This is a genomic window from Psychrobacter sp. NG25 (assembly GCF_015234355.1).
GTDB lineage: Bacteria > Pseudomonadota > Gammaproteobacteria > Pseudomonadales > Moraxellaceae > Psychrobacter.
In genome coordinates this window covers 482718-507520 of sequence record NZ_JADGMV010000002.1, presented here as the reverse complement: position 1 = coordinate 507520, position 24803 = coordinate 482718, and the positions used below count along the sequence as shown (strand labels likewise).

The following is a 24803-nucleotide window of genomic DNA, read 5'->3' as shown; positions in this document are numbered from 1 at the left end:
AAGTAGCAGCCATCTTAAAATTGTAATAGCAAATGATGACTGCTAACAGTATCTATGTTTGAGACTTAATAGTCAGTTGTTAAAGTCAGTATTTATGTTGTTAAGTAGTTATAGCGATTATGAGTCACTATAAACTATTTAACGTCAGCAACCTTAACGACTGTTTTACCAAAGTTCTTGCCTTCTAACATGTCAAAGAACGCTTGCGGTGCTTGTGCTAAGCCATCTGCTTGGTGCTCTTTAGTTTTGATATCGCCTGACTCAACCCATTGACCCATGGTTTTTAAGAATTCAGGGTAATGATCGCCATACTCTTCAAAGATAATGAAGCCTTTAACCGTCAGACGGTTGGCCAATACTTGACCCATTAGCATACCCAAACGGTCTTTGCCGTCAGGTAAGTCAGTGGCGTTATATTGTGATACTAGACCACATACTGGGATACGGGCATGCGCGTTTAAGAGAGGTAATACCGCATCGAACACTTTACCGCCAACGTTTTCGTAATAGATGTCGATACCATCTGGACATGCATTGCTTAGTTGTTCGGCGAAGTCTTCGGCATGATGATCGATACAAACATCAAAACCCAATTCATTAACAGCATAAGCACATTTCTCAGCACCACCTGCCACGCCAACTGCGCGTACACCAAGCTTTTTACCCACTTGTCCGACTGTTGCACCGACAGGACCAGTTGCTGCGGCTACTACTAAGGTTTCGCCTTTTTGTGGCTTACCGATATCAGTTAAGCCCATGTAGCCAGTAAAACCAGGCATACCAAGTACACCAAGACCATAAGAAGGATGTGGCATGTCTTTATCTAGTTTTAGGACACCCTCGCCATCACTGACGCTATAGTCCTGCCAGCCAGAACCTGATACAACCAAGTCACCTTCAGCAAAGCCATCGACATTAGACTCGACCACTTGTGCCACTGTGCCGCCCGTCATGACGTCACCAATTTGTAGTGGGTCGGTGTAGCTTTTTGCATCACTCATGCGGCCACGCATGTAAGGGTCAAGTGATAGGTAAACGGTACGTAGGAGCATTTGCTTGTCGTTAGGGGTAGGGATATCGCTAGTAGCAAGCTCAAAGTTGTCGCTGGTTGGCGTGCCATGAGGACGACTTGCCAGTTTGATTTGACGATTTTGTTGTTGGTTTTGAGTATTATCAAAGCTCATATTATTATCCTTTTTAATTATTGATTTTAAGTGTCTATATTTACACTCTTTACATCTTTCGATGAAAGGTTTTTCTTGTACAAAATTCTTTGTTCAAAGCTTTTTATCTTTGATGTGATGTTGAATCTGATGTTGAATGTAGTAACTACCCATTGCTGAGTAGCTACTATAAATAGCATAACTATATGTACTTATTATTACTGTTGTGATTTTTCTTATAATTATTCTGACAGTTCTTGCTATAGCGCTTATTAAGACGCTTTGCTAGTAACAGCACGTTGTAGGATACGACGTGATACGTCTAAATCGTTTGTGCCGTGCTCACCAAGTTTGACCATACCATGCGCTTCAAGCTGCTTGATAATTGGATCAATCGCTGATTCCGTCAAGTCAACGTCTTCTAGGCTAACTGGCAAGTCAAGTTCGCGGAAGAAGTTTTCAGTATAGACAATGGCAGTTTCAATGATGGCGTCGTCATCTAGGTCAGTATCGGTAATGTTCCATACGTTACGTGCATACTGGAGCAATTTTTCTTTTTTGCTTTCTTTTAGCTCACGCATCACTGATGGCAATAAGATAGTTAAGGTACGTGCATGATCGATCGCGTGTAGCGATGTCAGCTCATGACCAACCATATGAGTCGTCCAGTCTTGTGGTACACCAGTACCGATCAGACCATTCAATGCCATTGTCGCCGTCCACATGATGTTTTTGCGGGTTTCTAAATTGTCTGGATCTTGCTTAACAACCAAGCCTTCATCGATAAGGATTTTGAGCAGGCTTTCAGCAAAAGCGTCTTGGACTTTAGCATTCACAGGATAGGTTAGATACTGTTCCATCACATGAACGAAAGCATCAGCCACACCATTCATAACCTGACGTTCAGGCAATGTAAGCGTTTTGATAGGATCTAGTATTGAGAATTTAGGGAAGGCAAGTGCATTACCAAACGGTAGTTTTGCTTGACGTTCACTATAGTTGATAACGCCGCCCGAGTTCATCTCAGAACCAGTTGCTGGAATGGTCAGTACCGCACCCAAATCAACCGCAGAATCGATGTCTCTGCAATAGCTAGTCAATGCATCCCACGCTTGTTCACGTGACACAGTGCCATCTTCTTCAGTCAGTGATGATACCAATGCAACAAATTTGCTGCCATCGATCACTGAACCACCGCCAACGGCTAATAAGAAGTCGATGTTGTGCTCATTGACCATGTCTGCTGCTTTTAATAGCGTGGTAAATTCTGGATTGGCTTCAATGCCACCGAATTCGAGTACGGTACGATTACCGTTCGCTGACAAGGCGTTTTTTACTTCGTCTAATGTACCCGTACGCTGTGCTGAACCACCACCATAAGTAATGAGAACGCGGGCATCAATAGGGACTAGATCTGATAGTTGCTCGATTTGACCTTCACCGAAAACGATACGTACTGGGTTGTAATATTGGAAGTTGTTCATAATATTCCTAAACTTTGTTAAATATTGATTGGGTGTGCGAGCTGCAAATTTATTTATTGGCGAGTTCGTTTCTTACATTTGCGTGCATTGTACATCAATTAGACCAGTCGTCTAGTGTTTTTTACAAAAGTCTCTCATAACTTGATTATTAAGTAGGAGTTTAAGAGTTATGAGGATTGTGTATTAGAACGTGAATCGTTCTTAGACCCTTGATAGCTTGAGGCAGTCAAGAAACCAGAATGACAAGAGACTAAGAATGATTCATTACTGGCGATTATCATTGGTGTGCTTTTTAAGACACCAATGATTTATCTAACATAGGATTTTAATGCAGCAATAATTATTTAAGAATGGAGAATACGCGTCTAGAGCATTAGCGTCCCAGTTGTGACGTCGTCATCTGCCAAACTTCTGCGAGTGGGGTATTGGTTTGGCTAATTTTGGCAATTAAGCTGGCACCAAGCCATGCAAAGTACCAACGTTTTGCGATGCTCTCAGCAGCGATGTTTTCAGGCTGTGGTACAGAGCCGTCTATCCAGCCGGCTTTTATTTGATCACCAAGCCAGTTGACGGTTTGTTGGTAGCCTGCATTTAACGCGATGCGCATAGGCTCTGACATATCCGCTACTTCAGCACTGAGCTTAACCACCAAGCATTTCTCATGATCGCAGCCGTTTTGCTGAGTGTCGTACCAGTTTTGAAAGTAGTTATATAGCTTTTGCTGTGCACTAACATTTTGCGCGCCGATGATGTCTAGGCGTGTCTTATATAGGCTAAAGTAATGATGGATAATCGCTTCACCAAACGCTTCTTTGGACGCAAAGTAATGGTAAAAAGAGCCTTTAGGTACACCTGCTGTGTCTAGTATTTGCTTAAGACCAACGGCAGTAAAGCCTTTTTTGGCGATGAGTTGATAGCCAGTTTCGAGCAAGTGAGCTCTAGTATCTGATGTAGCAATAGGTACGGGTGGTGCATTTGTAATAGTAGACATAGAGGTGATGTTCTCCTTGGAACTTCATAGCAATAGAGTGATTAATATTCATTTAAGCGTCATATTGAGGACGTATTCTAATAGTATTTATTTATGTGCGTTACGTTTCATCAACAATATTTACGGGTAAAGTAGTCTTGTTTTATTAATAGCTATGGTAGCATTAGACCAGTCGTCTATCAAGGTGCGTTTTAGGCTCGCTAGTCATTAGGACGTTTGTCAGTCAAATCGTTAGACTGATATATCGTTTAACAATGAGTTTAGAGGCACTTCTTGCAAGATGCTGTTTACAAGAAGCTATTTATAAGCGATTTTTTATAAATAAGCTTTTATAAGTAAGTTTCTCATTCGATATTTCGATAATAATTTTAAAACTATCTTTAAAACCAAATTTCAAACATAACTAAGTAAAAATAAGGATCATTATGTCAGCGAATAATACCAACACCAGTGCTTACAGTGACTTTCATTTGCAATATATTGCAGGTGAATGGCAAAAAGGTAAAGACGATAGCGTCAATACCAATACAAACCCATACAACGGCGACGAGCTTGTAAAAATTCAACAAGCAACGGAAGCGCAGCTCAATGAAGCCTATGAAGCTGCTAGTCAGGCACAGCAAGAGTGGGCCAAGCAAACACCAGCGGCACGTGCTGCTGTACTGTACAACGTCGTCAATATATTGGACCAGCGTCAAGAAGAGATTATCGACTGGTTAATTAAAGAGTCAGGTAGTACGCGCATTAAAGCGACTGTAGAACTTAGTACGGCACGGGCAATTACTTTGGAAGCTGCGACTTTCCCTAATCGTGTGCACGGTGAGATTCGTCCGTCTAATACCCCTGATAAAGAAAACTTCATTTACCGTGAGCCAATTGGTGTTGTTGCAGTCATCAGCCCATGGAACTTTCCATTGCATTTGACCCAGCGTTCTATCGCGCCAGCCTTAGCACTTGGTAACGCAGTGGTACTCAAACCTGCTAGCGACACGCCTGTGACAGGTGGTTTGCTACTTGCAAAAGTATTTGAAGAAGCAGGTCTGCCAAAAGGTCTGCTTAACGTAGTCGTTGGCTCAGGTAGCGAGATAGGTGATGCGATTGTTGAACACAAAACGCCAAGCCTAGTATCATTCACTGGGTCAACCTCAGTCGGTAAGCACATCGGCGAGCTGGCCAATGGCGGCGATTATATCAAAAAAGTTGCCCTTGAATTGGGTGGTAATAGCCCATTTGTCGTATTAAAAGATGCTGATATCGATCAAGCAGTAAAAGCAGCTGCCTTCGGTAAGTTCCTGCACCAAGGTCAGATCTGTATTGCGATCAACCGCATTATTGTCGAAGACGCACTATATGATGACTTCGTGACGCGTTTCCTTGAGCATGTCAAAACCTTGCAAGTCGGCGACCCTGATAAAATGGAAACAGCAGTCGGTCCAATTATCAACGAAAAACAAGTCAAGTCATTAAAAGACAAAATCGCTAAGGCGCAAGAAGAAGGCGCAAAAATGATTTTAAGTGGTGAGATAGACGGTCAAGTAGTGCCACCACATATTTTCACCGACGTCACACGTGAGATGGATTTGTCACGCAACGAAGTATTTGGCCCGCTGGTCGGTATCATCCGCGCCAAAGATGAAGATGATGCGTTGTCAATTGCTAACGATTCTATGTATGGCCTATCAAGTGCAGTATTTACGCAAGATTTAGCCAAAGGCTTGCGTTTCGCCCGCGGTATCAAAGCTGGTATGACGCATATCAACGATATCTCAGTGAATGATGACAGTAATGCGCCGTTCGGTGGTGAGAAAAACTCAGGTATCGGTCGCTTCAATGGCGAGTGGGTACTAGAAGAGTTCACTAGATTGCATTGGATATCTGTACAGCATCAGCCACGCGAGTATCCATTTTGAGAGCTTAACTTTTAAATGTTGTAAACTGATATTTTAACCATAAAAAAGACCGCTTATATAGCGGTCTTTTTTATGGATGTACTGTCTCAAATTAGCAGGTATTAATGTTTATGTTCTTGAGACACCACGCGTTTATTTAAATTTTCTGTTTATGATGAAAACCAAGTAGGGCTTCAATCTCTTCAATCGTGATGCGTCTGACAAGTGCTTGCTCTTCTACAGATAGGCGATTGGTATGCTCTTTTATCATGGTATGTATGCTGCGAGAGATTTCGGATGTCGTGGCGTAATACATCTGTGGTTGATCTTTCGTTAGTCTCATCAAAAACTTGTTGATGAGCTTACGTTTTTCTTCTGGTGCGTTTTCTTCAGTCATATTATTCTCCTAGGAATAAATCATGTAGGCAGTCAGGCTTATGGTTAGAATAACGCAGATAAGTATCATCAATCTACAGTGATATTGATACGTTAATATAGCTGGCGAGGTCAACGATGTAGCGGATTTATATGGATTTGACTATAACAAACATTTAAGTGAGGTATCTAACATACCTTGTACCGTATATCATATTCTAAAATATTATAGTTCAGACTGAGCTAATAAGTGTATGAGTACAATTAGGGAGTCGAAAACATGTCAAATCCGCAATTAGATAGTTTAACAAAGAAGCCAACAGATAAAAAAGCAGTGTTGGTACTATTTTATAATGATTTGCGTATAGATGATAATGCAACATTGGCAAAAGCAGCAATGCTGGCCCAAGACAACCATAGGCAGCTGTTACTTATTTATGCGGATGCTTTAGCAGATGGCATCGGTCAGACAAATAAAGATCAAGCTTACGACTTCGATCGAATAGGAGATGCTCGTCAGCAGTTCTTATCTGAGAGTCTGTCTGATTTGGATGAATCGCTACAGCGTCTTGGCAATAGATTATTGCATCTAACGCCGCATACATCATCGGCCACATTGGATACCTTTACGCAACTATGTCAGCTTATCGAGCAGCAGCATGTCACTGATATATGTGTCAGTAAAACGGCAGATTATAACCAAAACCAAGCCTACAGTATCTTGAAACGTAAGTACCCACAGGTACGCTGGCATGAGCAAGTAATCAATACGTTGTTTGCGTCTTTACCGATGGAAGCATTACCCAAAAGCTTCACGCAGTTTCGTAAACAAGTCGAATCAGATCATGATTTATTAAATGCTGAAATAGACGTAGTTATTAGTCCAGCGCCAAAATCTCTACCACCCATGTCAGATACTTTGATAAATGGTATAGCAGATAGCCATTCGTTATTCTTCAACAAACATTATCTTGATGTGAAACTGCCCTCTGAGTTTAAAGGGGGAGAAGTTAATGCTATTAGCCATTTGAATGACTATTTCAATTCTGATTCGCCTAGTACGTATAAAACCACGCGCAATGCGCTAGATGACTGGACACATTCTACTAAGTTTTCGGCGTGGCTCGCGAATGGCACACTCTCGGTCAACGTGCTGCTGAACCGCTTGCGTCATTATGAGCGTGAGGTAGTGGCCAATGAATCTACTTACTGGATATGGTTTGAGCTACTGTGGCGTGAGTATTTTTATTGGTATGCCATGACCCATCAGCAGAAGCTGTTTTGGTACAAAGGTATTGCCCAACAGTCACCAACGACAGGGTTTGATAAAGAACGTCTGGAGCAGTGGAAAGAGGGTACTACGCCGTATCCTATCGTCAATGCCTGCATGAATCAGCTAAAGCAAACGGGCTATATGTCCAATCGTGGCAGACAAATAGTTGCCAGTTGTTTCATCCATGAGTTGGGTTTGGACTGGCGTTATGGTGCGACTCATTTTGAGCAGTACCTTATCGATTATGATGTTGCTAGCAATTGGGGTAATTGGCAGTATCTGGCGGGAGTGGGTGCTGATCCAAGAGGCTGCCGACAGTTTAATTTGGCCAAACAAACTCAGCAATATGATCCGAGTGGTAGCTTTATTCATAAATGGCAAGGTGATCAAAAAAGCTAGAGTGGCTTATAAACTATTAAAAATAGCTTTAGATGATATGCATTAAATCGCTAAAACTGACACAACTTGAATCATATGGCTATAATATTATGAAAAAACCGAGTCCCTACTTAACCTTTGCAGGCACTATTCCGTTCATTACCTGTGCCATTATGATTACTATGAATATCGATAGCCTGCCGTATTTTGGGTCAACGGCTGATATATTAAGTACTTATGGTTTGGTGATTGCCTCATTTATGGCAGGGGCGCACTGGGGCAATCACCTTGGGTTGGCTGAGAAAGATACATGGGCAGTGAAGTTGCCTATACTGAGTAATGTAATCGCATTGAGTCTATGGCTAGGTTTTTTGATGCTGTCAGCGACAGGTTTTACCTGGTTGCTAATTATTAGTTTTGGCAGTTTGTTAGTCATTGACTATGCTCTTTATCAAGCTAAAGTTATCACACATCATTATTTTAACGTTAGAAAATACGTCACGATAATAGTTCTGATCTCGCTTATGGTTGCGGCGATACAGTTATAGGTATTACTTTACGTTAATAATAGGAACAGCCCATAGTAATGATGGAAATCCGAATAAATTCTATTACTTACATTAGACTTTCTATGCAAGAAGTCGCTAAACTATAAAAATTGACACAAATTTTGAAAGGACAAGTACGTGAAAAGAGGAATAATAGCTGCGCCAGGCATTATAAATAGGTTGCCAAGAGGATTTCAGATGGAAAGAAGCCTCAATATAGACGAGCTGCGTTATTACGTTCTTTACTGGGATGAGGTAGTCATTCCAGCTAATAATGCCGTATATATAGGTATACCTCAGGAAGAAGCATTTATATTGGCTGGAGCTATAAAGCGTCCCTCAGTTCAACTGTCTGGATTAATTGATACAGATGCGATGCTTTCTTGCCAAAGTAAAGTTGCCGAAGCATTAGTCAAAGAAAATAAAGGTGTAGATTGGGTTATTCAACAGTTTGGAGAGGAATGTCTTCTTTTAGAGAACTATAGCGAAGAAAGGAATACTCTGCGTATTGATCTAGCTTCTTGCCTTCCTGTTCCCACAGGAGAAGTTAATGTTTATGATATCTTAGATTTCAAAGAACGTAGAAAAAATGAATTTATCGCACTTCATGAATACTTAGATGAAGTTTATGAGCAAGCGTTACTATCTCCTGATCAAAGTTTAGCGTCAAAAAAAGCTGTATATAAACTTACAAAATCTATAGAAGATCTAGATAGAGTTACGCTTGAACGCTTTAAACTATTTAAGAAACACGATTTATCAGCTGTGTTCAATCTTTATCGTGACAAAATAGTTGAGGGTGTAATAATGGATGTGGTCGCGACAGCTTTTACTGGTTCTACAGTCCCTGTAGTAACTATCGGTGGCATTATCTCTGCAACTATAAAAGTAAGTGCCAACTCGACTCAGACATTTAAACCAGCAGATGAGAATTTAAAGCTAGCATATCTATCAATTGCTCAGAAAGATGGCTTATATTAAATTTATGAGATATCTTTTTTGGTACAATTAATTATCTATAGTTCTCACATTCTATGTTTTTTACGTCTATAACTTACCTCAACAAACATCTTTAATGTTTAAAAATGTTGTATAACTTATAACATTCATTTAATATGAATCTTTAAAGTCGATTATATTTATATTCCTCTAAGAAGATCACTATGCAATCTATTAACCTACCCAGTAAGCCGCCAAGCTCGCCACACCCAATTCTTAATTTGAGTTTCCGTCTGTTTTTTAGTGCTGCTACATTATTCGCGGTAGTCACGATGGTGTTATGGGCCTTTGTGTTCACTGGGCATACAGATATAGACGCGCAGGTATTAAATCCCTTGTATTGGCACGGCCATGAGATGATTTATGGTTATGCATTGGCAGTGGTTGCAGGGTTTTTGCTGACAGCGGTCAAGACTTGGACAGGGGTGATGATGCCGCACGGCTACAAACTGTTAGGTATCTTTGCCTGTTGGTTGTTAGCACGTCTTAGTTGGATCGCTTTTGGCATGGGCATAGTGGTGGCGGGCAATAGCGCATTGTTGTTGTACGTCGCCGCAGTGTGTGATTTTTTGTTTATCGCATCGATGGCCTTTGCTATTTTCCGAGCAGTATGGCAAGTCAAGCAATATAAGCAGATGGGCATCTTAGCTAAGTTGGCATTATTAATGTTAGGCAATGGACTGTGCTATTGGGGCATTATCAATGCAGACATGAGCATCATGAAGACAGGCATGTATCTGGGATTTTATTTAATCATTGGCTTAGTATTGACCATTGGTCGCCGCGTGGTACCATTCTTTATTGAGCGAGGTCTTAGTACGACTAACGCTAAAGGCGTTGCGGAAACCGTTACCTTGTATAATAGTAAAGTACAAGATATCGCAAGCTTATTATTATTTTTAGCCTTTTTTATCGTTGATCTGTTTTATCCTCATCCATATTTACTGACTATAACGGCGCTCGGTGTGGCAATCGTTAACATCATTCGTCTAGTAGGTTGGTATCATCGTGGCATTTGGCAAAAGCCGTTGCTTTGGTCATTGTATATTGCGTTTTTAGGCATGTGTTTGAGTTTTATGCTGTACGCATTGCAACCGTGGTTAGGTTTCTCTCATAGTTTGGCGGTACATGGGCTCGCGATTTCGGGTATTGGCATGATGACGGTAGCGATGATGACACGGGTATCGCTTGGGCATACTGGCCGCAGTATTCATAATCCACCTAAAACGACAACTTTGATGTATGGTTTGATGGTTTTGGTGTTTGCCAGTCGCGTGCTATTGCCTTTGGTAGATATGAGCCATTACTTATTATGGATTATGATTGCTCAAGGTGCATGGATTGCCTGCTTTATGTTATTTTGCATCAGCTACGTACCGATGCTGGCACGCCCTAGACCGGATGGCCTGTTTGGTTAAGTAGATAGTGGTTAAGCAGCTAGTGGTTAAATGATTAATAATGAGAATTAGAATGGGAGTGTTCGTAAATGCGATTGACCAATTATAGTGATTATGCACTGCGCTCATTGATTTATCTGGCGGTCAAACCGGAGCCGCACACGCTCGCTAATATCAGTGACATTGCCAATAGCTATGACATTTCCAAAAGTCATTTGACCAAAGTTATTCATCAGCTGGGTCAGTTAGGATATATAGAAAGTGTGCGTGGCAAAAATGGAGGCATACGACTGGCACGTACACCTAAAGAGATTAATTTGGGTGTATTGATTAAACAAATAGAGCCTGATTTTGATTTGGTAGAGTGCTTTGCCGTACCAGTGAGTAAGGATAAAGGCTCTCAATCAAAAGATTTGCCAGTTACCTTCATCGAAGAAAAGACAGATAAACCGATAGGCTGCGTGATTACGCCAGTATGCCAACTCAAAAGTGTATTCTCTGAAGCATTAAGGGCTTTTATTACCGTCCTTGAGCATTATACATTGGCAGATATTATTAATAATGAAGACGAGCTGAAAGATTTGTTGTTTAGATAATGGTTTTGGTAATGGTGTGGATAATTATCTAGGGCGTATCATCAATTAGCCTATTTATAGGTAATGATGACAGGCCCTAACGGTATATTTTTTTATATTGATCTAATTATATTAATGATGGTTAGTTTAGTTGCTAAGCTGTTCTACCTTACGCGAGCCTTGTGGCTGAATAGGGCGGTTATTACCTTCGTATAAATCAGACATAATCTCAAACTGATCGCTAGTCAATATTAAAGGTTGCTTACTGACATACCATTGGACTCTTTCTGAACAAGGCGGTGTTGTTAGCGAGCCGCTATAATGATAGAAAGTAGCCATGACAGGTGCTAAGGTGGATAAATCAACATCATTAGCCGTAAATTCGTCATCATTTTGGGTGGTGATTTCAGTCCCGTTTAGCAACACGCGCAGCATGTTATTGGCCTCACCAATTTTAAGCATGACACCTACTACCGCAAGATTGCCTTCGCTATTAGCGTGAACAAAATGAATCTCGCCTGGATAATTTTGACTACCAAATTGATGTTCGCTTGGCGTATGGTAATGAAACTGCTTCAATAGATAGCGTTCATTGTCTAATATAATAGCGTTATTTTCGGTCGTCGGTGTATAAACAACAGTATGGCCATTGTCATGAATTCGAATGTCAGTAGATTTAGCATAATCCATGACGGGTGTGGCTGCGCTACTGGCAGTCACTTTTGTAATATTGATAGGCGACTGCTGTTTCCCAGTTTTACAGGTACTAGCACCTTCGATGTCACCCCAATATTCAGTACCTGTACTACCTTCGTATGACCACTTAGGATGATGAACACTATGACTATCTTGCGATGCCATTACGGTCGCATTAGTGTTAGTCAGCTGTTCTTTTGAAACTTGATGGTGAGAGGTACAGGCAGAAAAACCGAGGGTGCTTACTGCTATGGTAGCAAATGCTAAATAATGACGATTCATATTATAGTCCTGAATAAAGTTACAGTACCTTAAAAATCAAATAAATACGGCGTAAAAATTGTACGCCGCAATTATATAAAGCTTAAAGTTTATTTTCTTGTATTAAGATTATTATGTGTTATCTGAAAGTAGGATTTTATAACAGATTTATGTCTACTTAGCAAAGAGTGACTTTAAGTCAGAAGTAATATCCTAAAAAAGCCACCAAAATGGTAGCTTCTTCTTTGAGGAATAAATTCGTTCTAGTCCATTTGGGTAGTTTTCGATTGGAACGATGACCTACCTAGCCTGTTTTTCAACTTTTAACTGTGAGAAGCTAAGCATTTTCTAACTTAGGACGTGCCTTATTAATCGCTTTTAATAGTGCCTTTTCAAACTGGCTTTCTTTGAATTGGACCAAATATGAATGCGCCGCGCAAAAGTTCTGAGTGTCACGCCATTCATGGGCGAGATTGGTGGCCCAGTCACAATATTCCTTGCCAGCACTGGGTTCGTTTTTCAATGCTTTTTTAGTCGTAGGATGCAGTATCAGCTCAGGCAATATCGCCTCTAATAATTTAGTTGGCGGACTCATAAAGGTATCATCGACGTGCAAGCTTTTGCTGGCAGGATGGTAGGCCAATAATGAACCGGCATGAATCATCTCATTAGGCGAGATATAGTAGACGCCTTCTGACATAGAGAACTCAAGCTCAGGATAGCGTTCAGCGACCGCATCACTCTCGACCAAGTCATCTGCCCATTGTACTTCTGATATTTTTTTATGATGTCGGCTACTGCCGTAAAAAGTTGCTTTTGGGAAGTCTTTTGCCATCTGTGCACAATGTACCGTGTGGAATGGGTGTACGTTCAGTACAGCCTCGACATTTTCCCCATTATTGGTCAATGCCATCACTTCGTCTCGAACGTCACCTGTTAAGGCATAACTGTCCAAAAAGATAAAGCGTCCTGATGCTAGCTTTATTAGTGAGCATTGCGTACCGATATTTAGTACACCACCAATGCGAAATGATCCGCGTATGTTCCAAAAACCCGACCCTAAATCATGAATTTTATCGCTCATCGATATACTTCCTTAAATGATTAATTTTTAAATTTATAAGATTATTGTTATACAGCTACTTTATATAGCGCTTTATGATTATGGCAATTTGCTCACTCAAAGTCTGTTACAAAGGTGAAACTTTGATTAGGGTGTGTCCTGATTTCAAAAATGGAGATAAAAATGAGATAAATTGCCGTCAAACGAGAAAAATAGTGTAGATAATATCGGGATATTGACTAACTATTTGACGATGTTTGGCAAAATTTAGACATTTTTAGCCCAGTTAGATGAATGTCGTTTGAATTGAGGACATGCCCTAACGTTGTTATTAATGGCGTTTTTTGTTTGTATTAGGTTTTGATATCAGCACGCGTGATTGGCTGTGATACCATAATGTGCTTGTCGTTACAAACCTAAAGCAATTATCATTGCTGACGTTTATATGGTTAATTCAATTTAATAGTGGTACAAGGCAACCGAGCGCAGAGGTAGTTTTCATACATCAAGCTAAGTTGACGCTGTAACCTGTTTATAATGAATTGACTCTATTTTAATTCTATCACTCACGTCAGCCACATGACGCCTAATATAGTCAGCATCCTTGTGAACAATACTGTCAATCAGACTCAAAATAATGCCCCATTGCCATCTCCTCAAACCAATTCACCATCATGGGTATTAAAGCTCACGATTGGTTTGATTGGTATGTTTGCTTTTTTGCAAGTGTACTCTATTCAAGCCGTGCTACCTGTGCTGATGGTGGACTTTTCGGCGACCGAAGTGCAAGCAGGTATGATCGTTGGCGCGACGATAATGGCGATTGCGATTATGTCGCCATTTTTGGGTATGCTCTCTGATGCAGTGGGGCGTAAGCCATTTATCGTTGGGGCGCTGTTGTTTTTGGCGATACCTACGGCGTTAATCGCGCAGAGTCCGAGTATTGGTTGGCTAGGGCTCTGGCGATTCATGCAGGGCTTGTCAGTGCCAGGTATTACAGTCGTGACGATTGCTTATATCGGTGAGGAGTTTGAAGGGCGAGCAGTGACGGACCTGATGTCATTCTATGTGTCAGGCTGTGTATTAGGCGGGTTCCTTGGTCGGTTTTTGCTCGGGCATTTACACGAGCTCATTGGCTGGCGTGCTGGGTATTATGTGATGGCAGCGATGACGCTAGTCGGCGCGATGTGGGTCGGAAAAATGCTACCGTCATCACAACAATTCGTGGCCAATCCCAACTTTCGAGCAGCGATACAGACGCTTGGAGAGCATTTGACGAACCGTTATGTCGTGACTGCCTGTCTGCTTGGGGCATGTGTGTTGTTCTCGCTAGTGGGCTGTTTTACCTTTATTAATCTACATCTGGCCAATACGCCTTATGAGCTGAGTACAGGTGCGTTGGCCAATATTTTTGCGGTCTATCTGATAGGGGTTGTCATTACACCCTTATCGACCAACCTGTTACGTCGATTCGGGTCAGCACGTACCGTTCGAGTTGCTATTTTTATCTCTATGATAGGCGTGTTGTTGACACTTGTGACGCCATTATGGGGCGTGGTGGTAGGGCTTGCTATTATGTCCTCAGGTGTGTTCGTTACCCAAGCGGCTACTATTAGCTATATCGCGGTCAATGTGAAGAAAGGCCGCTCACTCGCATCGGGTCTGTATTATCTGGGCTATTATACGGGTGGGACATTAGGGGCATGGCTGTGCGGCATCGTCTATGCGCGTGGGCAGTGGTCACTGACAGTATGGTTGCTAGTATTTGTACAGGTTTTAGCATTGCTCGTTGCCAGTTTTGGTATGGTAAAGACCAAATCACGTGCCGCTTAATATAAAGGCTAATAACCTAAGTGCTGCTAATCTAAAGTCTACTAATCTAAGTGCTGCTAATCTAAAGTCTACTAATCTAAGGGCTACTAATCTATAGGCTCGCTAACATAACGTGATAAGGCGTGAAACCAGAATAAACGAACGCTCAGTGTCATAGTGTTTATGCGTGTATACTTTACATGGTATGGGTTTTTTCTTACTATCGATGATGGCATTTTTTAAATACTATTAGTAAAAATGGAGCAACAGTAATGGCTGCTCATAAAAATATAATTTGTTAGAAGTTTTTAACAACGAGAATCGTTAACGCTTTATCTCTGATCAACAAGGAAGTCAATTTTATGTCAAATATCTATAATAGTGCACCGTCCGCTTACGATTATCCACTATTGGTAAAGCAACTATTAAACCGTGCCAAGACAGTGTCGCTAGATCAAGAAATTGTTTATGCAGATAAAAAACGCTTCACTTATAAAGAGCTGTTTAGCCGTATCAATCGCTTAGCCAACGTTTTAGCTGATTTAAAGCTTGACGCTGGTGATGTGGTGGCGGTGATGGATTGGGACAGTCATCGTTATCTGGAGTCGTACTTTGCGGTACCAATGTCAGAGTATATTTTGCAAACCGTTAACATCCGCCTGTCACCAGACAAAATCCTTTACACCATCAATCATGCCAAGCCTAAAGTACTGATGCTGAACTCTGAGTTTGCGCCATTGGTCAAAGACTACCAGTTTGAAAACTCCAGTATCGAGCATATTATTTGGCTTGATGATGATGGCGTGTCGTATGAAGGCGTTTTTGGTGGTAGCCAAAATCGTGTAAAAGGTGAGTATGAGACATTATTAGAAGCCGCCAATAGCGAGTTTGATTTTCCTGACTTTGATGAAAATACCATTGCGACGACTTTCTATACGTCAGGAACAACGGGCGATCCAAAGGGCGTATTCTTTAGCCATCGTCAATTGGTATTGCACAGTTTGGCGGAAGCCGCGACTTTAGGTATGCTGCCTGATAAGCAGGGCGTCAGCTATGGTGATGTTTATATGCCTATGACGCCGATGTTCCATGTCCATGCGTGGGGCTTTCCTTTTACCGCAACGATGGTAGGTCTAAAACAAGTCTATCCAGGCCGCTATGCCCCTGACAGCTTGCTCAATTTGATTATTAATGAAAAAGTCAGTATCACCCACTGCGTACCAACGATTTTACAAATGGTGCTCAAAGAAGCACAGGATCGTGGTGCGAGCTTTAACGGCCTAAAAATGATCATTGGTGGTTCACGATTGACAGAAGGCTTGGCAAAAGTAGCCATGAGCCAAGGTATCGAAGTTTATACCGGCTACGGTATGTCAGAGACTGCACCGCTTATTAGCTTGACCGAATTTAGTCTTAATGAGCCTGAGATGTCTGATGATGAAGATATCGCGCGCCGTTGTATGACTGGTAAGCCTGTGCTGATGGTGGATGCTCAAGTGTGGGGTACAGACAATAAATCGGTTGGTACCGGTAAAGAAAATACAGGCGAGTTGGTATTGCGGGCACCTTGGCTGACCCAAAGTTACTTGAAAAATGAGGATGCGGGTAAGGAGCTATGGGAAAATGGCTACATGCATACCCAAGATATCGCTTACATACGCCCTGATGGTTGTATTGGCATTACCGATCGCCTAAAAGATGTGATCAAATCAGGTGGTGAATGGATATCATCATTAGAGATTGAGACCATTTTATCACTGCATCCAGCCGTGGCGGATGTATCAGTCATTGGTGTTCGTGACAAACAGTGGGGTGAGCGTCCATTGGCTTTGATAGTTCTAAAACCTGATGCTCAAGACACGAATGTGGATGATATCAAAGCCATTGCTGAAAAAGCTGTAGAGCGAGGTATGATTCCGAAGTATGGTGTGCCTAGTCAGTTTAAGTTTGTGGATGACCTGCCAAAAACCTCTGTCGGTAAACATGATAAAAAAGTCATGCGTAAGATGTATGCGGATCAGACTGAAGTATAATTTTATGTAGTTGACCTTTATCATTAGCTCTGCTACATTTTAAACCGATACATAATGTATCGGTTTTTTTAGTTTTGGCAAGGATAGCCAATATTGTATTGTGAGAATATACAATAAGAGCTTATACCAATTCCAAAAACTGCGATTAGCGGTGTCAAACTTGTTTAGTCTACGATAGGTAGTACTTGTACTCGTTTTTCTTGCTACGCTAATTTTTGTGAATGGTATTATATTATAAAGCAGTATCTTATTACTCATCGTTTACGCTAAGGACAGCCATTATGAGCGAGCAAGCCACCAACCAAAGCATCAATCAAAGCAGCAATCACGTCTCCATTCAAAACTCTCAAGAGCCATCCGATACCACTCAGAACTTTGCTGATATCTATCATGATTCTATCAATAATCGTGAGCAGTTTTGGGCTGAGCAAGCCAAGCGTATCTACTGGCATAAAGAGCCTGAGCAAATTCTCGATAACAGTAATCTGCCATTCGCTAAGTGGTTCGTCGGCGGTGAGACCAATCTTTGTTATAACTGTGTGGATCGTCACCTCGAAGAGCGTGCAGAGCAGGACGCATTCATTTGGTTGTCATCAGAGATTAACCAAGAATTGATCGAGACATTCCCTGCCGTCGTTGATTCGTTTAAAGACCTAGGTAACAACGTCGAGTTTTATACAGACTATACCAAGCGCCGTTTGACGTACAATGACTTGTATAAAGAAGTCAATTATTTTGCGGATGTATTGCAACGTCATGGTATCGGCAAGGGTGATCGAGTCATTATTTATATGCCGATGATTCTGGAAGCGGCTTATGCCATGTTGGCTTGTGCTCGTATCGGTGCGGTGCATTCGGTCGTGTTTGGTGGGTTTGCTGCACATAACTTGGCGATCCGTATGGATGATGCCGAAGCTAAAATGGTCATCACGGTGGATGCAGGTTTGCGCGGTGGTAAGGTCATTAACTATAAAAGCCTCGTCAATCAAGGGGTTGAGCAAGCAACGACAAAGCCGGAGCATGTGTTGGTCGTCAACCGAGGCGTATTGCCATTTGTACCACAAGAGATCGATGTGGACTATGCGACTGAGCGCCGTGTTAGTTGTGAAGCCAACGCGATTGTTGAGCCTGTTTGGCTTGAGTCCAATACGCCATCGTATCTTCTCTATACTTCAGGAACGACGGGTACGCCAAAAGGCGTGCAACGCGATACGGGCGGTCATGCCGTAGCGCTGACAACATCGATGGATTATATTTATGACGGTAAGGCAGGTGAAACGTTTTGGGCGATATCTGATATTGGCTGGGCCGTTGGACACTCTTATACGATCTATGCGCCACTATTAGCTGGCATGACCAGTGTCATGTATGAAGGATTACCACATCGCCCAAATCCAGGTATTTGGTGGCGGATTGTCGAGGCCAATAAGGTCAATATCTTATTCACCGCACCGACGGGTGTGCGCATGCTCAAAAAACAAGATGAAGCTTGGATGACACGCTACGATGTCTCAAGCGTTAAGTCGTTCTTTTTGGCAGGTGAGCCGCTCGATGAATCCACAGCCAATTGGCTAACTAAGCATCTGGGTGTCCCTATTTTAGATCATTATTGGCAGACAGAATCTGGTTGGCCTATTCTAAGTAATACGCCAAAGTTCAATCATAAACCGCATAAGCAAGGATCGCCTGGTTATCCAATGTATGGCTATGATGCGCAAGTTATCAATGAAGAAACAGGCGAGCCTTGTGCTGCGGGCGAAAAAGGATTGCTAGCGATTAGTGCCCCATTACCACCAGGCTGTCTCACTACCGTATGGCGTAACGACGAGCGCTTTATCAGTAGCTATTTCGGCTTGTTTGATGGACAACAATACTCAACGTCTGACTATGCCGTAACTGATGAGGATGGGTATTTCTATATCTTAGGACGCACAGACGATGTGATTAATGTCGCTGGTCATCGTATTGGTACGCAAGAGATTGAAGAGGCGATCAGCATGCATCCAGAGATGGCAGAGTGTGCGGTTGTAGGTATTCAAGATCAGTTAAAAGGGGAGTTGCCTATTGCATTCTGTGTGCTGAGAGATCATGAGCAGGTGGCAACGACTGAAAATCGGTTCCGTATTGAGCAGCAAATCATCGGTGCCGTGGTCAAATCCCTTGGCGGTATTGCAAGGCCCGCGGCCATTTATTTCCCGCAAGCGTTGCCAAAGACCCGCTCTGGAAAAATATTACGCCGTGCCATTCGTGCATTAGCAGAAGGGAAGGAAACAGGGGATATGTCGACACTCGATAATCCACCCGCGATTGATGCGATCAAACAGTCTATGAAAGATTATTAATCAATGCGGAATGTGACTTTATTGATTGCTGACCAATAACGACACTCGATTTTGTAAAAAGCTCATGAATCATCATGGGCTTTTTTAGTTTTAAATTTCCATAATATTTACTGGTGGATATAACCTAACATAAAAGTTTAATAAAGCGCTTGACCCTAAAATTGATTTATTGTTATAGTCAATAACGATACATAATAAATCATTTTAAAATTATCATGTTTGGTAACTATTGATGAATATTTAATTTTTGATCAATACAAAATATGGTCTATTCAATATAGTTTGGATACAAGGAAGCCGAGTGAAAGTACTACAAATAGTAGACTAAGCGAGGCTGACACCGTAGCCAATTTATAGAGAATTTGCTATACCGTCACATGGTGGTTTTGCAAAAAAGATAAGGATATCTTATGCACCACGTTCAGCAGCTCATCAATGGTCAATTCGTCGATTCTAATACCAGCGAATGGATTGATATCACCGATCCTGCCACACAAGAAGTTATCGCAAAAGTTCCACAAACGACTGACGATGAAATTAACCAAGCAGTTGCCGCTGCCCAGACCGCCTTTCAAACGTGGCGCAAAACACCCATCACCACACGTGCCCGTATCTTCTTAAAGTATCAAGCATTGATACGCGAGCATATGGACGAGCTAGCAGGGATTTTGACCGCTGAACAAGGCAAAACGATTGCAGATGCTCGCGGTGACGTATTCCGTGGTTTAGAAGTGGTCGAGCATGCAGCAGGTATTGCAAACTTACAGATTGGTGACTTCGTTGAAAACGTCGCATCAGGCGTTGATACCTATAGTATCTGGCAGCCGCTAGGGGTTTGTGCAGGTATCACACCGTTCAACTTCCCAGCAATGATTCCACTATGGATGTTCCCAATGGCAATTGCTACGGGTAACACCTTTATTCTTAAGCCGTCTGAGCAAGACCCGATGGTCACCATGCGTTTGGTTGAACTAGCGATTGAAGCGGGCGTACCTGAAGGCGTGCTAAACGTCGTACATGGCGGAAAAGCTACCGTCGATGCTATTTGTGACCATCCTGATATCAAAGCCGTTTCTTTCGTCGGTTCTACCGCTGTTGGCAAACACGTCTATGAGCGTGCCAGTCAATCTGGTAAGCGTGCCCAGTGCATGATGGGTGCAAAAAATCACGGTGTTATCTTACCGGATGCTAATAAAGAACAAACGCTTAACCAGCTAGCAGGCGCAGCATTTGGTGCTGCCGGTCAGCGTTGTATGGCACTGTCAGTGGTGGTGTTGGTCGGTACTGCAGGTGAGTGGATTGATGACATTAAAGCCAAAGCAGAAAAACTAGTTGTATCAGCAGGTAAGCATGATAAAGATCTAGGCCCACTGATTTCTCCTGCTGCAAAAGCCCGTGTCGAGCATTTGATTGGTACTGGGGTAGAAGAAGGTGCGAGTCTGATTCTGGATGGTCGCGGAATTACTGTTGAAGGATATGAGAAAGGCAACTTCGTCGGCCCGACTATCTTTGATAACGTCACAAGCGACATGCAGATTTATCAGCAGGAAATCTTTGGGCCAGTACTGTGCATCATGCGTGCAGCCGACCTTGATGAAGCGATTGAGATGCTCAATGCCAATCCACATGGTAATGGCACGGCGATATTTACTCAGTCAGGTGCTGCTGCACATAAATTCCAACAAGACATTCAAGTCGGTCAAATTGGCATTAACTTACCGATTCCTGTGCCACTACCAATGTTCTCATTCTCAGGCTCACGTGCTAGTAAGCTTGGTGATCTTGGTCCGTATGGTAAGCAAGCCGTGCAGTTTTATACTCAAACCAAAACTGTTACTGCGCGTTGGTTTGATGATGAGGCGAGCCGCGGCGTCAATACCACCATTTCAATTTAATCGTTTGTTCGATATGTTTGCGGTATAGCGGTGGTTCTGCTTAGTAATTATGATTAGCAATTATGATTAGCAAAGCCTGACTTTATGATTGTCGTTATACCGCTGCTATACTGTATAGCCAAGACTATATGAACAATATTAGACTGACGATTTATAAAGTTCTCTACACCATATTTGCGATGCACGCACAAGGATGACCTCATGGATTTTTCATTGACCGAAGACCAAATTGCCTTCCGCCAAACCGCTCGGCAGTTTGCCCAAAAAGAGCTAAAGCCACACGCAGCAGAGTGGGATCGCACGTCGCATTTCCCAGTTGATGTCATCAGAAAATCAGGCGAGCTTGGGTTTTTAGGATTGTATACCAATCCAGAATATGATGGTTTGGGATTACCACGCTTAGACTCTGCCATGGTGTTCGAAGAGCTTGCATGGGGTGATACTGCCGTTGCTGCTTATATGAGTATTCATAACATGACTGCTTGGATGATAGGTGAATATGGTAGCGATGCTTTGTGTCAGAAATATTTACCCAATATGGTGAGTGGAGAGTGGTTGGGTAGTTATTGCCTAACGGAACCCAATGCTGGTTCCGATGCGGCTTCTCTGCGTACCAAAGCGGATAAGCAAGGCGAGCATTATGTACTAACTGGAGAGAAAACATTCATTTCAGGCGCAGGGTCTACCGATGTGTTAGTCGTCATGGCACGTACAGGCAGCGCAGGCGCAAAGGGCATTTCGGCTTTTGTGGTAGATGCTAATAGTGCTGGTATCGAATATGGTAAAAACGAGCATAAAATGGGCTGGAAAGCACAGCCAACCCGCACGATAAGCTTTAAAGATGTGAAAGTTCCAGTAGAGAATTTAATCGGTGAGGAAGGTCAAGGCTTTCGTATTGCGATGAAAGGTTTAGATGGTGGTCGTATCAACATTGGTATCTGTGCGGTTGGTACAGCGCAGTCAGCATTAGAGACGGCGACCAACTATGTGCAAGAGCGTAGCCAATTCGGTAGCCAGATTGCTAATTTACAATCGGTACAGTTTAAACTTGCGGATATGCTGACCCAGACCATTAGCGCGCGACAAATGCTTTATCTAGCAGCGAGCAAAGTCGATAACAATGATGTCCAAGCGTCTACCTACTGCGCAATGGCAAAGCGTCTCTCTACTGACCTGTGCTTCGATGTCGCCAATGAAGCCTTACAGCTACACGGTGGTTATGGCTATCTAAATGAGTATCCACTTGAGCGTCATGTACGAGATTTGCGTGTGCATCAGATTTTGGAAGGCACCAATGAGATTATGCGAGTAATTGTCTCGCGTCAGTTATTACAGGACGATGCGTTGGATCAATTGCGTTAATTGTATTAGGGCATATTCTCCATCTAATTGATGACACGCCCTAATGGCTAACCATTTAACCATACCCGATTCAGATAAAATAAAGGATTATTTATGACGGATTATACCAATCTCAAACTGTCGATTGACGGTCATGCTGCTACCGTGACATTGAACAACCCACCAGCCCATACGTGGACGATGGACAGTCTGCCAGCACTCAAACAGCTAGTGACTGACCTCAATGCCAATGATGATATTTATGCTTTGATTATTCATGGTGATGGCGAGAAGTTCTTTTCAGCGGGTGCTGATTTAAACAATTTTTCAGATAGTGATAAAGGTCGTGCAATCAGCATGGCAATTGCTTTTGGCGAAGCGTTTGAGGCGCTATCAGCATATCGTGGTGTCAGTATTGCTGTCATCAACGGCTATGCGATGGGCGGCGGACTTGAGTGTGCGCTTGCTTGTGATATTCGTATCGCAGAAGCGCATTCACAAATGGCATTGCCGGAGACTGGTGTGGGATTACTGCCATGTGCGGGTGGCACACAGAATCTGCCTTGGCTCGTTGGCGAAGGCTGGGCAAAACGTATGATTTTATGCGGTGAGCGCGTTGATGCAGAGACAGCGTTACGTATTGGCCTCGTTGAAGAAGTTACTGCCAAAGGAGAAGGACTAAAAGTGGCGCAAGCATTAGCGCAAAAAGTGGCTAAACAGTCTCCTGTTGCCGTCAGTTATTCTAAAGTGCTTATACAAGCCGCCAGAGATACTCCGCCTGCACAAAACCTTATCCATGAGCGCGAAGCGTTTGTTAAGTTGTTCGATACCAACGATCAGCGTGAAGGCGTGCAAGCTTTCTTAGAGAAGCGCAAACCGAATTGGCAAAATAAATAGGCTGTAGGTAAGATGTCCTAATAGTCGTTTTACTCATTTTAACTTTTGCAGGTACCTTTTATGACAGCAGCTATAACAGCAACGAATAATAATCAAAAAGTCACAGAAAGCACAGAGCAAGAAGCGTCGGTATTATTCAATACTGAACCGACAGATTGTGGTCATCTGATTGGCGTCATGACACTCAATACACCAAAATCTCTCAATGCGCTGAGTGTTGATATGTGCAAATTATTAGCACAGCAGCTAGATGTTTGGGCAAATGATGCCCAAATAGTAGCGCTTGTATTAAGAGGAGCAGGTGATAAGGCTTTTTGTGCTGGTGGTGATATTCGTAAACTGTATGACAGTATGTCAACCAGTGCACCGTTACCGAATCCTTATGCAACAGAATTCTTCAGTCATGAATACAGCCTCTATCGGCAGATGCATTTTTATGCCAAGCCATTAATCCTTTGGGGCGACGGTATCATCATGGGTGGTGGTATGGGTTTGATGGCAGGTTGTAGCCATCGTTTGGTCACTGAACGTACTCGCTTTGCGATGCCAGAAGTGACTATTGGGCTATTCCCTGATGCCTCTGGCAGTTGGTTTTTGCAGAATATGCCTGCTAAAACAGGTCTGTTTTTAGGGTTAACCGGTGCAATGTGCAATGGTAGTGATGCGCTATTGGCCAATTTAGCAGAGTATGCCGTCGCTAGTAGTGATTATGATGCCGTCATACAAAGTTTAAAACAGAGTGATTGGCAACCAGCCGTTAATAGTATGGATAAATGCGATAACAATAGTGCGCATAGTATCGTTAGCCGTGCACTCGCCGCGCAATCAGTCTCGGAGTTGCCTGCCAGCAATTTAGCAAAATATTGGCAACCTATTCAGCAGTTGATGAATAGTGGTGGCTTAGGAGATATAGATGCCATATTGCAAAGTGATGAGGCATTAGCAACGTTACCTTTAGACTTTGCAGCAGACAGTTGGGCGCAGCGAGCAGTCGCCACTTATCGACATGGTTGTCCCGTTACTGTCGCTTTGACCTATGCGCTTTATCACAAAGTCACTGATTTATCTTTAGAGCAAGTTTTATATTTAGAAACCAACGTCGCTGTACATTGTGCGGCCAATCCTGACTTTAAAGAAGGGGTGCGCGCGCTATTGATTGATAAAGATAGAAATCCGCAGTGGTCGCGTTCATTAGCTGATTGTCTCAATGCAGAGGGGCAGGCATATATCCAACAGCATTTTGTGAACCCTTATGTGACAGGTGAGCACCCTTTAGATGATTGGTTGGGTAATGAAGCAGCAGGCAACCAGTTTGTGCGCTAACAATTTAAACTACCCATTTGAGTGCTATTCGAACTAGACATACCACACTGAATGACATAATGGCATGA

Annotated in this window: 20 protein-coding genes; 14 read left to right on the top strand and 6 right to left on the bottom strand. The window is 42.6% G+C overall.

Translation table 11 applies throughout. The features are described 5' to 3' along the window. Positions 1-134: 134 nt before the first annotated feature. From IPZ60_RS04815 to IPZ60_RS04805, 3 genes are all read right to left on the bottom strand, one after another. Positions 135-1184, bottom strand: a complete 1050-nt coding sequence (locus IPZ60_RS04815; RefSeq protein WP_194196714.1) for an NADP-dependent oxidoreductase — start codon at positions 1182-1184, stop codon at positions 135-137. 251 nt (positions 1185-1435) lie between these two features. Then, on the bottom strand, positions 1436-2647 hold the full coding sequence (locus IPZ60_RS04810) for an iron-containing alcohol dehydrogenase (protein WP_194196713.1): 1212 nt from the start codon (positions 2645-2647) through the stop codon (positions 1436-1438). Positions 2648-3020: 373 nt separating this feature from the next. Continuing rightward, on the bottom strand, positions 3021-3638 hold the full coding sequence (locus IPZ60_RS04805) for a TetR/AcrR family transcriptional regulator (RefSeq protein WP_194196712.1): 618 nt from the start codon (positions 3636-3638) through the stop codon (positions 3021-3023). A 425-nt stretch (positions 3639-4063) separates the two neighbouring features. On the opposite strand from IPZ60_RS04805, the gene IPZ60_RS04800 reads away from it, so the two are divergent. Next, on the top strand, positions 4064-5548 hold the full coding sequence (locus IPZ60_RS04800; protein ID WP_194196711.1) for an aldehyde dehydrogenase family protein: 1485 nt from the start codon (positions 4064-4066) through the stop codon (positions 5546-5548). 136 nt (positions 5549-5684) lie between these two features. On the opposite strand, the gene IPZ60_RS04795 is transcribed toward IPZ60_RS04800, so the two are convergent. Then, positions 5685-5924 (bottom strand): hypothetical protein, encoded by a 240-nt coding sequence (locus tag IPZ60_RS04795; RefSeq protein WP_110923741.1) that lies wholly within the window; start codon positions 5922-5924, stop codon positions 5685-5687. A 258-nt stretch (positions 5925-6182) separates the two neighbouring features. Between IPZ60_RS04795 and IPZ60_RS04790 the strand changes: the two genes are divergently transcribed. The 5 genes from IPZ60_RS04790 to IPZ60_RS04770 all read left to right on the top strand — a co-directional run bounded on the left by IPZ60_RS04790 (position 6183) and on the right by IPZ60_RS04770 (position 11093). Then, on the top strand, positions 6183-7574 hold the full coding sequence (locus tag IPZ60_RS04790) for a DASH family cryptochrome (protein ID WP_194196710.1): 1392 nt from the start codon (positions 6183-6185) through the stop codon (positions 7572-7574). A gap of 89 nt (positions 7575-7663) precedes the next feature. Next, the gene (locus tag IPZ60_RS04785; protein WP_194196709.1) at positions 7664-8101 is read left to right on the top strand and encodes a DUF3429 domain-containing protein; all 438 of its coding nucleotides are present in this window, start codon (positions 7664-7666) and stop codon (positions 8099-8101) included. 138 nt (positions 8102-8239) lie between these two features. Beyond that, positions 8240-9082 carry a DUF6236 family protein gene (locus IPZ60_RS04780; protein ID WP_194196708.1) on the top strand — a complete coding sequence of 281 codons (843 nt, stop codon included), beginning with the start codon at positions 8240-8242 and terminating at the stop codon, positions 9080-9082. A 182-nt stretch (positions 9083-9264) separates the two neighbouring features. Next, on the top strand, positions 9265-10518 hold the full coding sequence (locus tag IPZ60_RS04775) for an NnrS family protein (protein WP_194196707.1): 1254 nt from the start codon (positions 9265-9267) through the stop codon (positions 10516-10518). A gap of 68 nt (positions 10519-10586) precedes the next feature. Next, complete coding sequence (locus IPZ60_RS04770) at positions 10587-11093, top strand: Rrf2 family transcriptional regulator (protein WP_194196706.1); 507 nt, start codon at positions 10587-10589, stop codon at positions 11091-11093. Between the two features lie 126 nt (positions 11094-11219). Here IPZ60_RS04770 and IPZ60_RS04765 read toward each other — a convergent pair whose 3' ends face one another. Both IPZ60_RS04765 and IPZ60_RS04760 read right to left on the bottom strand, forming a co-directional pair. Next, positions 11220-12050 (bottom strand): carbonic anhydrase, encoded by an 831-nt coding sequence (locus IPZ60_RS04765; protein WP_194196705.1) that lies wholly within the window; start codon positions 12048-12050, stop codon positions 11220-11222. A gap of 316 nt (positions 12051-12366) precedes the next feature. After that, on the bottom strand, positions 12367-13113 hold the full coding sequence (locus IPZ60_RS04760; RefSeq protein ID WP_194196704.1) for a hypothetical protein: 747 nt from the start codon (positions 13111-13113) through the stop codon (positions 12367-12369). A gap of 558 nt (positions 13114-13671) precedes the next feature. Here IPZ60_RS04760 and IPZ60_RS04755 point away from each other — a divergent pair. The 8 genes from IPZ60_RS04755 to IPZ60_RS04720 all read left to right on the top strand — a co-directional run bounded on the left by IPZ60_RS04755 (position 13672) and on the right by IPZ60_RS04720 (position 24735). Then, a complete protein-coding gene (locus IPZ60_RS04755) occupies positions 13672-14925 on the top strand; it encodes an MFS transporter (protein ID WP_194196703.1) in 1254 nt (417 codons plus the stop codon). Further along, a complete protein-coding gene (locus IPZ60_RS14350) occupies positions 14915-15022 on the top strand; it encodes a pentapeptide repeat-containing protein (RefSeq protein ID WP_194196702.1) in 108 nt (35 codons plus the stop codon). The genes IPZ60_RS04755 and IPZ60_RS14350 overlap by 11 nt, the downstream gene beginning before the upstream one ends. A gap of 244 nt (positions 15023-15266) precedes the next feature. Next, the gene (locus IPZ60_RS04745; RefSeq protein WP_194196701.1) at positions 15267-16937 is read left to right on the top strand and encodes a fatty acid--CoA ligase; all 1671 of its coding nucleotides are present in this window, start codon (positions 15267-15269) and stop codon (positions 16935-16937) included. Between the two features lie 281 nt (positions 16938-17218). Next, positions 17219-19279, top strand: coding sequence for a propionate--CoA ligase (locus IPZ60_RS04740; RefSeq protein WP_227669223.1), 2061 nt, complete (start codon positions 17219-17221; stop codon positions 19277-19279). Between the two features lie 410 nt (positions 19280-19689). Further along, the gene (locus tag IPZ60_RS04735; protein ID WP_194196700.1) at positions 19690-21174 is read left to right on the top strand and encodes a CoA-acylating methylmalonate-semialdehyde dehydrogenase; all 1485 of its coding nucleotides are present in this window, start codon (positions 19690-19692) and stop codon (positions 21172-21174) included. A gap of 201 nt (positions 21175-21375) precedes the next feature. Then, on the top strand, positions 21376-22536 hold the full coding sequence (locus IPZ60_RS04730; protein WP_194196699.1) for an acyl-CoA dehydrogenase family protein: 1161 nt from the start codon (positions 21376-21378) through the stop codon (positions 22534-22536). A 93-nt stretch (positions 22537-22629) separates the two neighbouring features. Continuing rightward, complete coding sequence (locus IPZ60_RS04725) at positions 22630-23412, top strand: enoyl-CoA hydratase (RefSeq protein ID WP_194196698.1); 783 nt, start codon at positions 22630-22632, stop codon at positions 23410-23412. A 60-nt stretch (positions 23413-23472) separates the two neighbouring features. Further along, entirely contained in the window at positions 23473-24735 is a 1263-nt protein-coding gene (locus IPZ60_RS04720) for an enoyl-CoA hydratase/isomerase family protein (protein WP_194196697.1), read from the top strand. Positions 24736-24803 lie beyond the last annotated feature (68 nt).